Origin of the sequence: Kriegella aquimaris (genome assembly GCF_900103215.1) — a bacterium.
GTDB classification, from domain to species: Bacteria; Bacteroidota; Bacteroidia; order Flavobacteriales; family Flavobacteriaceae; genus Kriegella; species Kriegella aquimaris.
This window is the reverse complement of sequence record NZ_FNGV01000002.1, coordinates 481,860-496,889: the sequence shown is the minus strand read 5'-3', so window position 1 is coordinate 496,889 and position 15,030 is coordinate 481,860. Positions and strand designations below refer to the sequence as shown.

Below are 15,030 nucleotides of genomic sequence, written 5' to 3'. Positions count from 1 at the left end.
AATGAGAAAAATAGTTCTTTTTATAGGTGCTCTTTTTTTAGCCAGTTGCTCCAATTACGGACAACTCACGTACGTCACCAAACTTCCGACAAAATTGGAAGAGAACTCCGGAATACTATATAACAATGATTCAACACTTTGGGTCATTCTTGACAAAGGAAATCCTGATAAATTATACAAAACCGATTTTAAGGGAAAATTATTGAACGAACTGAAAGTCGATAATGCCAAGAATGAAGATTGGGAAGATATCGCTAGAGACGAAGAAGGAAACGTTTATATAGCCGATACGGGCAACAACAACGGTAAGCGAAAAGAATTGACAATTTATAAACTCCCAAACCCCCAAAACGAGGAGGGAAATAAAATCGATGCCGAAAAAATAAATTTTCGATTTCCCGATAAAAAGATTTTCGGATCAGAGGCCCTGTTCTATCGTGATAACTTTCTGTACATAATTACAAAAGACAGGGCGCGACCTTTCACCGGAGAGGCCATGATTTATAAAGTTCCGGCACATAAAGGGAATTATGAAGCTACTTTTGTGGGTAAATTTACCCCCTGTGAAGAACAAGGTGTTTGTGAAGTTACAGCGGCCGATATATCTCCAGACGGAAAAACGATTGTAATTCTAGGCTACGGAAGGCTTTGGGTATTTACCGATTTTACTTCGGATGATTTTTCTAAAGGAAAAATGAAAACCATCGATTTAGGGGCCACAACCCAATTGGAGTCTATTTCTTTTATGGATGGAACAACTTTATTACTCTCGGATGAGGAACGCGGCAACACTGGAAGAAATCTGTATTCCTTCAGCTTAAAAGAGTAATTCCCATGAGGTAATCCCTATCGACTCAGCGTCGAAGTACGACAATAATCAAAACCCAAAACCGAGTCCGAATGAAAATCGTGGGCCATCATCTGAATAAAAAAGTGCCGTTCTAGCCGAGATAATATCTGCCACATTTAAAAAGAAACCTGCTCCATAAGAGGTATGCCATTGGTCTGAATCTTGATTGGGAAGCCACACTCTACCATAATCAAAGCCACCATAGAGCCCAAAGGCCGTCGGCAATATACTCGTGCGCATTTTGCGAAGACTATATCTAATATCGGTATTGTGATAATATGCCTTTTTCCCGGTAAACCGTTGGTTTCGAAATCCGCGAAGACCATCGATGCCACCAATGCTGGCACCTTGATAAAATTCATACCCATCACCAATAGTAAAATGGGCCTTCCATTTTGATGCCAGTACCAATCTACCGTTAGGCACCAATTTATAGTCGAAAGATAGGCTCGGTACTATATAACCAAAATCTTGTCCAGTCGAACCTATATTTCTTTTATAACCAATCTGTACGTCGGTTGCCATACCCATGGTTGGGAAAGCGGCATTATCACTATTTTGGTAACTATAGACCGCATCGACACCTAAGAATTGCTCTCGGCTTTCTTCCCCGTTTTGCTGGTAAAAGGTATTAATGAAACGATTGTCGGTTTCTTCAACATCAATAATTTCATATGTAATTGCTGTTTTGAATTTAGCACCGAGCTGTCCCCTCCAAACCAAGGCCGGCGCCAACTTAACATTCTGAAGGCGCACGCGGTTATAATCAAGGTCTAATGTGTCATCTAAGTTTTCAGTTTCATTTCCAAAACCGAAAAAGTTTACGGCAAAATTTGGACTAGTAAACCGTCCTTCCAATTGAAAGTTCCAATTGTCGAAAAGGTTGGCGAACTCACCAGTATACTTGATATCGACCCCACTGGTAGCGAAATAGAAGGATGCATTTATAATGTGCCGTTCTGTAAACGGGTTCTGTCGAAAACCATTGTAGGTATAGGTATTGACAAGGCCTATCTTTACTCCATCATCAGGGTTATACCCTATGGTCGGTATGGTCTGATTGACAGAGTTTCGCAGTTTCAAAGGGCGATAGGTATTCACCTCATAATCGTTTGTCAGCTTTACTTTTGCCCCTGAAGTATTCTCAAAGGTGTTCTTTTTGGACTTAAAATCGTAAATAGCCACCTTTTTGCCATTCTTAATTTCATAGATATCATTATTCTGGCCACCTACCAATCTCACTTTTATGGCGTTATTGGTCGTGCCCTCGACCACAAACCGATCGTCGTCATCAAGACCGTAAATCCAGATTTCTTTAGTACTGAGGTGGTCGAATTTTTTTTCAAAAAATAGTTTTTCTTTCTTACCCCCGATGTTGCGATATACTTTAACTTCTGTTTCATTTGTATTGAGGCGATTAACAACGACCCAATCGTCTTTATCGGTTCCGGCTACAACGGCATATTTGTTTAAAACGTCATAGTATTCCAAAGCCGTTTCATTAATATTGGCAATTCGGGACAATAGTATCTCTTCAATTTCTGTAACTGTCGCATCCCTAACCTCCTCAGGAAACATTTTAAAAGCCTTCTCAATTACTTCCTTTGTTAAGTTCTGTTGTATAAATTCTGCTTGATCTAACCATTGCCGCCTTGTTGTTTCGGTCAACAATGCCATATCTAAAACGTAAGTCTTTGGTGAAGAATTAAATCCTTTAACACTTCTTATTTCTTTATTGAACCCTTCCATCAGTCTCAAGCCCGGCACAATACGCGTGGCCAAACTCATCAGAAATCCGTCTCCCATAATGGAAAAAACTTGATCCCTATCCCTGGGAACCGGCCTATATATAATTTTATCTGATTTTTTATCTTCAAATTCCGCCCATCGCCATTGGTCAACATGTCTATCCCAATCGCCTAAGACCATATCGAATAGCCTCGCCCTTAGATACATTTCGGCGTCTACCTCGTACTTTTCGTCATCCCTTAAATCTTCCAACATACTATCGGTACTCTTAAGTTCATCAGTAAAACCGAAGCTTTTTAAGTCACCATGACCATCTCCGGCATGTTCTTCAATCATATAAAGTTCATCGCCAAAATCGTCATTAAAATCTTCTAGGGCCGATTGTTTTGGTACGTAATATAATATTGGATTGGTATGATAAATCTCGATGGCATCTGACAATGGGCCAATCGTAAACGGCCCATAAGGATGTGCCCCCGTGTAAAAATCTTGCAGCAGTTCAAGGGTATAGGTATCCTCTAACTCATCCATAACAAATTGGTTTTGGAAAGCCATGGATTGTAAATAAAGCTCCGCCTCTTTTCGCAAGGCACGCATAACATACTCTTTGCCATTTTTATGTCGTAACCTTAGGGATTTAGATTGATGCCCTCCACCCCTACTTACAGGCGTCAACCCACCGAACAGCGTATCGAGCCTCACGGTCGGAGCCATCACCTTTGTACTGTAATACTTTCGGTACCGATTTCCCCAAATAGTTTTGAAAACCCCAGTTTTATCGGTTTCTTCATCTGTATAAATCGATGCTTTTACTTCAGGAGGAAATGAATCTTCATACTTCTCTATGTTCAAACTTCGGTCTGGCGGAAGTACATCCGTCTCAAATAAAAATTCCTCATTTTCTGCATCGCCGACCCCGTAATATCGCACCTTTGAAGAACCGTCTTTATAAACTTCCAACGTTGCGTACCCCATTTTACCGGATGAAAACTTACTGCCGTTCAAAAGTCTAGTGCCTCCATGCTTAGAACCTGAACCACTTACTATCTGTGGTGTATTGTTTTCCACAATATATTGAAGGCTATGTTCGTGCCCTGAAGCAATAATGACTTTATTGGAAAATTGTGCTAAAGTGACCAATCGGTCACTCAACTCTCTATAACGCTTGTTCGAAAGGTCTTCAATCGAGGCCCCTGTTGTACGTCGAAGTACGTTTATAAATGTTCCTAAAAAGGGCAAGGGAACTTTACCGTTGTCGGGGTATAGGCTCTTTTTAAAAGAATATTGACCACCATGTTCCCCATAGCTGAAAGCGGGGTGATGCATGGCAATAATGGTCGTTCTTTGCCTATTATCCTTAATTTCATCTTCTAACTCCAACCAAAATTTATCCCTGCTTTTAATGTCACATTTGTCATTGATATCTGGTCTTTTATCCCAATTGGTCAAGTACCATTCCGTATCTATCGCAATAATTGCGACTTGATCATTTACCACTATGGTTTCAATTGGGCAACCATCTTCAGGAAAAAACACTTCTTTACTTTTTAATTGTTCTTGAATGTACTTTTGTTCCCGCTCGAGTCCGACCAACCCTTCGGTATACCAGTCATGATTTCCCGGTATAAATAATGGCTTTCCTTTAAACTTTTCAAGTGTTGTGATTTGGGCATCCAAATGATTTTTTGCAATGCGATAGGCGACCGTAGAATCTTTTGGGTCGGGCAATCCTGCCGGATAGATGTTATCTCCCAAAAAAATGGCCGTGCTATTCTTGTCGGCCTTTTCCAATTTATTCTTAAAAATTTTCAATGCAGCATTCATTCCCCCTATGGGAGACAAACCGGCATCACCAATTAGATAGAATGTATGGGCTACTTCTTTATCTGACTTCTTATCCTTTTCCCCTTCGGAATCGGCATATTTGGTATTCATGGTGGCACAGCCCGATAAAAGAAGAAAAAAAGATGCAATGAGCAAAAAATGTTTTTGTTCAATCATATTGTTGGTAATGAAATTTTGTACTTTGGAACTTCTAAAATCGTTGTATGTCAACTATCATTGAAAAAACCGAAGTATTTGTCACGGACTTATTGTCAAATCAATTAGGTTCAGAATATTTATACCATAATCTTAGGCATACCCAAAGAGTCGTTAAAAATACTAAAGAATTACTGGACTTTTATGACTTAAATGCCAAAGAAAATGACGCACTCGTATTAGCAGCTTGGTTGCATGATACCGGTTATACCCAAGGATCCGAAAATCACGAGGAAGCAAGTTGTGCCATAGCTAGGTCTTTTCTCGAGGAAAACAACTACGACACAGCTGCTATCGATACCGTTTGCAATCTTATTTTAGCAACGAGGCGTTATTATGACCCCACTAATTTGTCAGAGCAAATAATAAGAGATGCAGACGCTTCGCACCTTGGGCACAACACCTATGAAGAAACCTCGGAAATGTTGCGGGAAGAACTCTCTTTGTTGGGCATCGCGAATTTTTCTCAGAAAGAATGGAGGGATACGAATATTCAAATGTTTCAAACAGAGCATCGTTTTTATACGGACTATGCCAAAAATAATTGGCAAAAAGGTAAGGATGAGAATCTGGCCAACCTCATAAAGAATAGGAAAAAAAATAAAAAACTTGTAAAAAAAGAACGTTTAAAAGCGGAACTCAAATCTAATTTTAAGGATAAAAGTCCTGAAAGAGGCATTCAGACCATGTTTCGTGTTACCATGCGAAATCACCTGAAACTAAGTGATATAGCTGATACCAAAGCAAACATTTTACTTTCAGTAAATGCCATTATAATTTCATTGGTGCTGGCCAACCTCGTACCCAAATTAGATAATCCCTCAAACGACTATTTAGTCTATCCAGCGGTCATATTCGTAATTTTCAGTGTAATATCGATGGTGATGTCGATATTGGCCACAAGACCGAATGTAACTAGTGGGCAGTTCACCAAAGAAGACGTAGAACAAAAAAAGGTTAATCTGCTTTTCTTTGGAAACTTTCATAAAATGAAATTAGTCGATTATGAATGGGCGATTCAAGAACTGATAAAAGATCAGAAGTATGTCTACAGTTCCTTAACAAAAGACCTTTATTATTTGGGGCTGGTACTTGACAGAAAATATAAGCTACTTCGCTGGACCTATACGATATTCATGATTGGAATGATTCTTTCGGTAATTGCCTTTTTTGTAGCATTAAAATTTTTCGGGCCCGAAAAAATCATCGATTTGCCTACCTAACTACCCCTGAATTTCCTCAATAAGTTCTTCATAGGTATAAGTTCTTTCCGAAGATTTGTTTTTGGGCCGATACAAAATATTGGCTCGAATAGCCTTTAGACCCGAAACACCTTGTAAGCCCTCTAATTCAACAATTTCAATCTTCCCGTCGAAATAGCCTTTCGACTTTAAGAATTTAATATAGCGCAAGTATTCAAGTTCATCTTTTTTCTGTGAATATACCACTACCATTTTACCCGGTTGGGTCAGACGTTCATTGGTGCCTTTAATATAAGATTTATCAATGCGTTTCTTAATTATCTCATAACGGGCATTATAAGTGCCGTCTACATCAAAACGCTTTTCATCCATTCGGAAACGAATAGATAATGAAGTATTATAAACCAAAATCAGAGAGGCCACATCTAACGGCACTGCAAGTTCTGGTTTCAAATTATAATGTACATTTTCCATTTCACACATAACCTGTAGCTGCCACAATCTTAGATTACGGAGATATAATTTATCAAACTCTCGTTCGCCCGTTATCGAATCACCAATATAGGCGTTGTGTTCTACGCCGTCAGTTTTATAGCGCTCAAAGTAATGAGGGTACATGGCCTGGGCACTTTCCTGTTTTTTATCGATTACAGCGGCCAGCTTTCTGTTTATTTGCATGACACTCTCATCATAATTTCGCCGATGGTCGTAATATGAATCGGTACCCATATCAATATTCGACTCATAAGCAATCACATTTTTTCCAAGTTCGGAGTCTGTTTTCTTTAAATGTTCAAAAACTGGCCCAACCTCTTTTTTTACGAAATCAAAAATTGCCTGCTCACTATTTGTATGAAGCGTTTCCTTGATGTCATCTATGTGATTGTTTACCCTGAAAATCAACTCCTCGTAAATGGGCAATCTATTCTTTTGCCATGCAACTGTCAAAACACCGTTGATTTCAGAAAGTTGAATCATTAAGTCTCTCTGAATGGCGAAATTTCGCGCCTGTGAAGAATTTTTAATATCAATTTGCCCATATAAGGGGTGTACATCATTAAAGACAATTTCCTTGAAAGAGGGCTGACCACCTTTCATATCTTCAGCAATGAACCTTTTGGCTTCTTCTTCAAATTTCCACAATACAGATGAATGAACCGTAGTGCATTCGTGCTGAATAATTGCATCTATAAGGTTTTCCTCCTCTGTCTTTGATCTTCGCACTGCTGCAACAATAAAAGGCATTACGTCTTCCAGCTTTTGGGCATTGATGCTATTAAGTTCATTAGTTTTTTCAGAAACCAATTCCATAACCCCCAACAATTCGCCATTTTCTGCAATCGGAGCAAAAATGGCACTTTTTATACCCTGTTCCTTTAAATTTTTATAGGGCGCCGTACCTTCGGAAAGCTCAAAATATTTATCAACATTTGAAATGGCAAAGTAGGTGTTGTCTTCTAGCAACTTTTTGTAAGAAGCTTGGCATAAAGCATCTTTACACGCTTCGCTCTCTTTGTCTTGCAAAAGAAAACTCTGCATATTCGGACCATAAACTCTTTCGAATTCGTCTTCCTTAGGATTATAGACCGTAAAACCTGTTCGTATGCCGGGTAAATTAAAGAGTGACCGAAAGACCTCATTTACATTCCCCATGAACCCCTCTTGGCCCCGCTTATTATTTGAAATAAGACTTGATTTTATCTCCGAAATTGAGTGCTCGGCAGTAACATCGAACATATTCGAGACCACAAAACCTTTTGAAATAAAGCTATTGGGGGGTATTTTCTCTTTCCAGAGTTCAAGATCATCAAAATTAGCCAAAAGCTCATCTACGTCTGGTTGACTTAATTGCTTTGCCTTTTCCGTCGGGATGATATCCATAAAATCGGCATTATAAAGAATGCGATAGTGACGCATAACCCCTTTTGCATCGGGAATATTGTAAAAGAACGGACGCTTAAAATCAAGACTGAAACCATAGTGAAAATTAAGAATGACCGTACAGGCCATTATATAATTTATGTCTTCGTTAAAATCACCTATAACAAGATTAAAGCCTTCCCCGGCATCTTTAATTATTTTTTTAAACCTTTCGGTAGAATTAAAAATCACATTGTCATATGGCAAGGCCGCAGTCTTGATTTCGTTATGGGTAAGCGGCTCGGGAAAGCTATCCTCAAGAATTAACTTAATAATGTCTTTATGCTTTTCCAAAAGGGAAAAATCGGTAAAGCCATCTCTCAGTTCAGGAAATGGTGCCTGGGCAGCCAAGATTCTTTTGGCCTTTGCCGCCAAATAGATATCTTCGCTTTGTGCCATACCATCATAATGCCTTAATAACTTATCAAAGCTTACCTTCAGTACTATTGGCAACTCTTTTCCTTTGTTCATTTTCATACCGTAATTGTTCGTCGGTTAAGACCTTGTAAAATTACAAAAGAACAACTTATAATAGGTGTTAAAGAAATTTTTCCGCTGTTCCACCCTTTTTTTAGATATTTACCTACATCTTGCAGTATATCAAGTTTTAATTTAAAGTACACGCCAGCCAAAAACGAATTTAAACGGGCATGGCATTGATTCAACATCAATTTTACCGATATGTCATCTAACAGCAGATTAACCAGAGCTTACCAAAATGCCAAAGAAATACTGTTTGATGACACCTCAAAGTTTATACTTTTCAGTGATTGCCATCGGGGAGACAATAGTTTTGCCGATGACTTTGCCAACAATCGAAACATCTATTTTCACGCCCTGAATTTTTATTATAAAGAGGGTTTTCAATATTGCGAGATTGGTGATGGTGACGAACTCTGGGAAAATGTCAATTTTGAATCTATTTTTGAAGCACACAAAAATGTTTACGGATTGTTGCGCAAATTTCACCTTGCACACAGATTGCACATGATATGGGGCAACCACGACATGGTTTACAAGAACCCCGATTACGTCAAAGAAAACCTTAGCAGCTACTTTGAGCCTATTGATAATAAATCAAAAGAACTTTTTGAAGGCATTACGTATCATGAAGCCATTCGGTTAACACACACGGAAACAAAACAAGAACTATTTCTTACTCACGGTCATCAAGCCGACTGGTGGAATTATACCTTTTGGCGTTGGAGTCGATTTTTGGTTCGTATATTGTGGAAACCGCTACAAGTGTGGGGTATTGCCGACCCTACCAGCCCGGCCAAAAATTACAAAGAACTCATTAAAATAGAACGTCGCATTAAAAAATGGATTTTACGAAACGAACTTCTATTAACCATTGTAGGTCACACACATCGCCCACGGTTTCCTGAACCAGGGGATATTCCCTTTTTCAACGACGGTAGTTGCGTGCATCCACGAAGTATTACGGGCATCGAAATAGAAGATGGTAAAATTTCACTGATCAAATGGCAGATAGCTACCACCGACGATGGCATACTACGTGTCGTTCGTGTTTTATTGGAAGGACCACAGAAGTTGGCAGATTACCAAAAAGCGAAAGGTTAAAAGAACTCGTATATTTGCGCATCCATTAACAAAAAATCCGAACTGAATGTTTAAAAAAACACTGATTGTTTCAATATTCTCCCTATTTCTTATTTCGTGCTGGAAAGACAAAAGTCCCGAAGACCTCATTCGTTTAAAAGATAAATTCAAATCGCAGGTATCTTCTTTCGAAAAGAAAAAAGAAAACGCCAACAAAAATGTCAATAAGGGACTTGAATCGCTCAATGCTTTAAAAAGTGCTCTGGAAGACACCAAAAATGAAGACAAAGAATTTGCTAAAGTCTATGGTGATTGGGAAAAAGTCGATACGCGCGTCGAAAACCTGAACAAGGAATATGAAGACCTAAAGGAAAAAGCCGCTAATCTATTTACCGCCATGGAGACCCAGACCAATAGCCTTAGCGACGCTACTAGTAAAAAAACGTTGATGAATGCCATTGAAAAGGCCCGCAGCAAATACAATGGTACGTTGAACAAAACCTCAAAAGCTATTGGAAAATTGCGCCTGTTGCATGGCGATGCCGTAGAAGTAGTCAAAGCCTTGGAGGTTGCTGCGGCCCTGAACTCTTTTGATAATATCAATGATCAAATGAAAAGTATTGAAGGGCGTGTAGACGGAATCATGCAAGAACTAAATGTGGCAGTGGTCGAAAGCAAAAAACTTTATGAAAAGAAAATAACAGAGTTAGAAGAGTAAAAAAATAGTTTTGATTAAAGCAAAAAGCGCTGACAAGAGCACCGTAGTTGATATTTTAGTTTCTGCCTTTGCCCCTTTACATGAAGAAAACTCTATCAATTTGGTAGTAAAACAAGACAAGAAAAGGCTCAAAAGAATGCTTGTTTTAATGGGATATCTATTTGAAAGAGCCTTACTTTTTGGGGAAGTTTATCTATCTAACAACAAACAGGCCTGCCTTTTGATCAATTATCCGCACAAAGAAAAAACGAATTTACAAACCATTTGGTGGGACATCAAGCTGGCCGTACAATGCATAGGCATAGAGCGGATATTCAAAGTACTTAAAAGGCAATTGATGGCCAAACGCCACTACCCCAAAGAGGCCCATATTCGACCAATGATAGCAGGTATCAAAGAAAACAGCAAGGGTAATGGAACAGCGGCAAGATTGATGCTTGAAGTTATGGCATACCATAAAAATAATCGACTACCCGTTCTCATAGATGCCGCTTCACCAGACAATGCACGATTATATCAAAAACTAGGTTTTAAAATTATCAAGAAGGAGGAGTTATTGGGGTTTCCTATTTATTTTTTGCGATTGAATTAAAGCAAGCTAATAATAATCCCAGTTTATCAATTACTCTTCCATAGTTCGAAAAAAACATACACCAATCAAATATGAAAAAACAATTTGCGCTCTGCTTAGCACTATTTTTAGCCCACTTTTCACAAGCCCAAACCGATGTAGGTTTAAGAAATCAAAACGTGGATGGATACCGCGGAATTTGGTTTGAGCTAAATCAAAAATTCGATTATGGCGACAAATACTCCGGAGGTTTAGGCACGTATACAGCCAAACATATTCCATTGGCTATTTACGCTCCTGAAGTGAATAAAACCTTTTTTGTTTATGGCGGCACGACCAAAAAGGATGAACGCCACCTGCTCGGTATGGTCGGTTCTTTTGACCACACCACGGGAATGGTTTCTAAACCCCTCGTTGCCTATGACAAACAAGATGTAGACGACCCACATGACAACCCCACAATTTCAATAGATGATGAGGGTTACATCTGGATACTCGTCAGCGGGCGAAGCAAAAAACGCCTCGGTGTAAAACTGAAAAGCACAGCTCCTTTTTCAATTGAACGTTTTGAGATTGTCAGCACTTCAGAATTTACCTATCCTCAAATTTGGCACACCCAGAATGGGTTTTTTCACTTTTTTACAAAATACAGTGGTGTTCGTGAATTATATTTTGAAACCAGTAAGCAGGGGAACACTTGGGCACCTGCCAAAAAACTAGCAGGTATTCCATCGGGAAAAGATGGAAAGAGCGGTCACTACCAAGTCAGCAACCAGTATGAAAATGGTAAGAAGTTCGGAACCTTTTTTAATCGGCATATCAATGGTCATCCAGATACTCGAACCGATCTATACTATACCGAAACCTCTGATTATGGTGCATCATGGACGACCATTGACCACAGGAATATAAGTATACCCATTAATTCAGTAGCTGACCCAACTCGAGTTATCGATTATCATAAGCAAAGCAAAAATGTTTATATGAAAGACATGGCTTTTGGTAAAGACGGAAACCCCATTTGCCTCTACATTACGAGTGGCGGGCATGAACCCGGGCCGAAAAATGCGCCCTATGAATGGCGTGTGACTTCTTGGAATGGAAAAAAGTGGCTGAGTTCAATAATTTGCGCCTCAGACCATAATTACGATATGGGAAGTCTTTATGTAGAAGATGATATTTGGAAAGTTGTGGGACCTACCGCAGACGGTCCACAGAAATATGGTGTAGGAGGAGAAATAGTAGTCTGGACATCGAAGAACGATGGAAAAACATGGCAGAAAAAGAACCAGATAACGACTAACAGCACTTTGAACAATTCTTATGTGCGCAGGCCTCTTAATAATAAGGCCCCCTTTAATTTTTTCTGGGCAAATGGAAATCCGGAAAAGATAAGTAGCTCGGAGCTTTTCTTTGGTGATTTTGAGGGGAATGTATACCAACTTCCCTACGATATGAAAAGTGATTTCGCAAAACCGCTTAAAGTAAAACAATGACCGCCAGATAAGTATATCGAAGTAGTTATAGCGTATTGGCAACACCTATATGTTGACCACTTCTACTATTTCTTTTTCGGGTCTTTCCACAAAACTTCTTCTGGAAACGGAAAAATAATGGTCGAATTCTTTTCTGCGGCAATATTGGAAAGCGTTTGGTACAGTCGTAGTTTTATTGCGGAAGGCGATTGATCGATAAGTTTTCCCGCCTCCAATAACTTTCCGGCCGCCTGTTCTTCCGCCAAGGCCAATATAATTCGTGCCCTACGTGACCGTTCTGCTTCGGCTTGGTTGGCCATCATTCTTCGCATATTTTCCGGCAATTGTATATCCTTGATTTTAACGTCGATGATAACAATGCCCCATTCACCGGTTTCCTGTTCAACAATGGCCTTGATATTCTTACCCATTTCTTCGCGTTTTGACAAAATGGTATCCAACTCCACCTTACCACAAACATCCCTTAACGCGGCCTGGGAAAGTTGCGTGATTGCGAATTTGTATTCTTCCACTTCCAATACTGCCTTTTCTGGATTGTCAATTTTAAAGAAAACCACCCCATCTATACTACAAGGCACATTGTCTTCTGTCATTACTTCTTGGGAAACAATATTAAAAGTGATTACCCGTATGTCAACAACCTGTATGGTCTCTATTATGGGAATAATCCATCGAAAACCAGGTTGAAGCGTTTTGACATATTTCCCAAATCTGAATTTCAAGGCACGCTTATATTCAAAAATTACCCGTATTCCGGCAAGTAAAAACAATACGAACAACACTCCTACAAATAGTAATGGATTCATTTCTTATAAAATAAAAGTTAGACAATCTCTTGAAAAAACGATTTTTTGAAAAACTATAAAGAATGAATTTCGTTTTCCTATCGCTTTCTATCTAAACTTCGATGTTGAGAAATAGGGGGAAGACTTCCTAATGCATCGAGTATGGGCTCCTACTAAAGTTACGACAAATAAGTGTTCATAACAACCTGATCGAACCACATTCTACTTAGTTTTTCTTGTAATGCTATTTCACTATCTTAGGACTCGTTTATTTTTTGATTAATTAGTAAGAGCTCGAGCTAGTTCTTAGTAAAAAAGTGCACCATACTAAACCAACCCTATGCCATTAGCTATTGTTATTGCCGGAATACTTCTCCTATTTCTCCTGATTGCACACTTTAAACTGAATGCCTTTATCGCTTTCGTGATTGTTTCACTTTTAGTAGGGCTTGCCGAAGGTATGAACTTGGAAGATGTAGTAAATGCCATTCAAAATGGTATTGGAAACACCCTTGGCTATTTGATATTGATTTTAGGTCTTGGCGCCATGTTGGGGAAACTGGTGGCCGATAGTGGTGCCGCACAACGTATTACCACTCAATTGGTAACTAAATTCGGAAAGAAAAACATTCAATGGGCCGTTGTACTTACCGGTTTTATCGTGGGTATTCCCATGTTTTATACGGTAGGGTTCGTAATATTGGTTCCTTTGGTATTTACGGTTGCTGCGAGCACGGGGCTACCATTGCTTTACGTGGGTCTACCAATGTTGGCATCACTTTCTGTTACCCATGGTTACTTACCACCACACCCCGCACCAACAGGTATTGCTGTAATGTTCAACGCAGATATTGGCAAAACACTATTGTATGGTATTATCATTGCCATTCCCGCTATTATCGTAGCCGGACCCCTATTCGCGCGCACCTTGACAAACATAAAGGCCACCCCCTTAAAAGAGTTTATGAACCCAAGGATTTTAACGGATGAGGAAATGCCAAGTACTGCAATTAGTATTTTTACCGCCCTGCTTCCTGTTGTTTTAATCGGTTTGGCTTCTATCGTAAGTTTAGTACTGCCCGAAGACCACATTATTAGACAAGCTACCGATGCTTTGGGGAATCCGGTTATTGCGATGTTGATTTCCGTCTTGGTAGCGATTTATACGCTGGGACTTGCACGTGGAAAAAAAATGAAAGAGGTTATGGAAACCGTCACCAGCTCGGTCGCCGGTATTACCATGGTGCTACTTATCATTGCCGGTGCCGGTGCCTTAAAAGAAGTACTTATCGACAGTGGTGTAAGTGAATATATTGGCGAAATGCTCAAGGGCTCTACCATTTCCCCTCTGGTACTTGCATGGCTCATTGCCACGGTAATTAGAATCTGTGTTGGGTCGGCAACGGTAGCCGGTTTGACCGCAGCAGGTATCGCACTTCCTCTAATTGGGGATTCGGGTGTTAGCGCCGAACTAATGGTTTTGGCTATCGGGTCGGGCAGCCTCATGTTATCCCATGTCAATGATGGCGGATTTTGGTTATATAAAGAATATTTCAATTTATCAATAAAAGATACGCTGCGCACATGGACGGTTATGGAAACCACTGTAGGCGTGATGGGTCTAATCGGAGTCTTAATTTTAAATACTTTCATTTAATTCTATTCTTATGCACATGTTACCTTCGGAAAAAATTAAAGCGTTGGGGCTAAAATTACCTCCCGCCCCCCAACCAGCAGGGTTGTACAAACCTATTTTAGTAGTAGATAATTTTCTATATGTTTCTGGTCAAGGACCCATCCAATATGACGGAACACTGATGACTGGAAGGGCCGGAGATGGTATGAGCGTCGAAGATGCCAAATTGGTGGCTCGACAAGTAGGGCTCACTATGCTGTCGACTATAAGCACGCACTTTGGCGATTTAGACCGCATCAAACGCCTGGTAAAAACTTTAGGTATGGTTAATTGCACACCTGATTTTGGAAAACAACCTTTAGTAATAAATGGCTTTAGCGAATTGATGGCCCAAGTCTTTGGCGATGACCACGGTGTCGGGGTACGAAGCGCCGTAGGAATGATGCTTCCCGACAATATTGTGGTGGAGGTGGAAGCCATGTTCGAACTACATCAGTAAC

11 protein-coding genes are annotated in these 15,030 nt (G+C 39.7%); 8 read left to right on the top strand and 3 right to left on the bottom strand.

The features are described from left to right. The first annotated feature begins 1 nt into the window (after nt 1). The gene (locus BLS33_RS07240; RefSeq protein ID WP_089886805.1) at nt 2–829 is read left to right on the top strand and encodes an SdiA-regulated domain-containing protein; all 828 of its coding nucleotides are present in this window, start codon (nt 2–4) and stop codon (nt 827–829) included. A gap of 48 nt (nt 830–877) precedes the next feature. Here the strand turns inward: BLS33_RS07240 and BLS33_RS07235 are convergent, their stop codons facing one another. After that, nucleotides 878–4,600: a metallophosphoesterase gene (locus BLS33_RS07235; protein ID WP_089887147.1), complete on the bottom strand. Its 3,723-nt coding sequence runs from the start codon at nt 4,598–4,600 to the stop codon at nt 878–880. Nucleotides 4,601–4,647: 47 nt separating this feature from the next. Here BLS33_RS07235 and BLS33_RS07230 point away from each other — a divergent pair, with 47 nt between their 5' ends. After that, nucleotides 4,648–5,862, top strand: coding sequence for a Pycsar system effector family protein (locus BLS33_RS07230; protein WP_089886804.1), 1,215 nt, complete (start codon nt 4,648–4,650; stop codon nt 5,860–5,862). Here BLS33_RS07230 and BLS33_RS07225 read toward each other — a convergent pair whose 3' ends face one another. Next, nucleotides 5,863–8,238: a GAF domain-containing protein gene (locus tag BLS33_RS07225; RefSeq protein ID WP_089886803.1), complete on the bottom strand. Its 2,376-nt coding sequence runs from the start codon at nt 8,236–8,238 to the stop codon at nt 5,863–5,865. 204 nt (nt 8,239–8,442) lie between these two features. On the opposite strand from BLS33_RS07225, the gene BLS33_RS07215 reads away from it, so the two are divergent. From BLS33_RS07215 to BLS33_RS07200, 4 genes are all read left to right on the top strand, one after another. Then, complete coding sequence (locus BLS33_RS07215) at nt 8,443–9,345, top strand: metallophosphoesterase family protein (protein WP_089886801.1); 903 nt, start codon at nt 8,443–8,445, stop codon at nt 9,343–9,345. 46 nt (nt 9,346–9,391) lie between these two features. After that, the gene (locus tag BLS33_RS07210; protein WP_089886800.1) at nt 9,392–10,042 is read left to right on the top strand and encodes a hypothetical protein; all 651 of its coding nucleotides are present in this window, start codon (nt 9,392–9,394) and stop codon (nt 10,040–10,042) included. A gap of 10 nt (nt 10,043–10,052) precedes the next feature. After that, entirely contained in the window at nt 10,053–10,634 is a 582-nt protein-coding gene (locus BLS33_RS07205) for a GNAT family N-acetyltransferase (RefSeq protein WP_089886799.1), read from the top strand. Nucleotides 10,635–10,705: 71 nt separating this feature from the next. Beyond that, nucleotides 10,706–12,109 carry a BNR-4 repeat-containing protein gene (locus tag BLS33_RS07200; protein WP_089886798.1) on the top strand — a complete coding sequence of 468 codons (1,404 nt, stop codon included), beginning with the start codon at nt 10,706–10,708 and terminating at the stop codon, nt 12,107–12,109. A gap of 65 nt (nt 12,110–12,174) precedes the next feature. On the opposite strand, the gene BLS33_RS07195 is transcribed toward BLS33_RS07200, so the two are convergent. Continuing rightward, a complete protein-coding gene (locus BLS33_RS07195) occupies nt 12,175–12,915 on the bottom strand; it encodes a slipin family protein (protein WP_089886797.1) in 741 nt (246 codons plus the stop codon). 319 nt (nt 12,916–13,234) lie between these two features. Here BLS33_RS07195 and BLS33_RS07190 point away from each other — a divergent pair, with 319 nt between their 5' ends. Then, nucleotides 13,235–14,551, top strand: coding sequence for a gluconate:H+ symporter (locus tag BLS33_RS07190; protein ID WP_089886796.1), 1,317 nt, complete (start codon nt 13,235–13,237; stop codon nt 14,549–14,551). Between the two features lie 10 nt (nt 14,552–14,561). Then, entirely contained in the window at nt 14,562–15,029 is a 468-nt protein-coding gene (locus BLS33_RS07185; protein ID WP_089886795.1) for a RidA family protein, read from the top strand. Nucleotide 15,030 lies beyond the last annotated feature (1 nt).

Excerpts from the sequence above, each read along its gene's own strand:
- BLS33_RS07210 (WP_089886800.1), top strand. The coding sequence starts at position 9,392 with ATGTTTAAAAAAACACTGATTGTTTCAATATTCTCCCTATTTCTTATT.
- BLS33_RS07235 (WP_089887147.1), bottom strand. The coding sequence starts at position 4,600 with ATGATTGAACAAAAACATTTTTTGCTCATTGCATCTTTTTTTCTTCTT.
- BLS33_RS07230 (WP_089886804.1), top strand. The coding sequence starts at position 4,648 with ATGTCAACTATCATTGAAAAAACCGAAGTATTTGTCACGGACTTATTG.
- BLS33_RS07195 (WP_089886797.1), bottom strand. The coding sequence starts at position 12,915 with ATGAATCCATTACTATTTGTAGGAGTGTTGTTCGTATTGTTTTTACTT.
- BLS33_RS07240 (WP_089886805.1), top strand. The coding sequence starts at position 2 with ATGAGAAAAATAGTTCTTTTTATAGGTGCTCTTTTTTTAGCCAGTTGC.
- BLS33_RS07190 (WP_089886796.1), top strand. The coding sequence starts at position 13,235 with ATGCCATTAGCTATTGTTATTGCCGGAATACTTCTCCTATTTCTCCTG.
- BLS33_RS07225 (WP_089886803.1), bottom strand. The coding sequence starts at position 8,238 with ATGAAAATGAACAAAGGAAAAGAGTTGCCAATAGTACTGAAGGTAAGC.
- BLS33_RS07200 (WP_089886798.1), top strand. The coding sequence starts at position 10,706 with ATGAAAAAACAATTTGCGCTCTGCTTAGCACTATTTTTAGCCCACTTT.
- BLS33_RS07215 (WP_089886801.1), top strand. The coding sequence starts at position 8,443 with ATGTCATCTAACAGCAGATTAACCAGAGCTTACCAAAATGCCAAAGAA.
- BLS33_RS07185 (WP_089886795.1), top strand. The coding sequence starts at position 14,562 with ATGCACATGTTACCTTCGGAAAAAATTAAAGCGTTGGGGCTAAAATTA.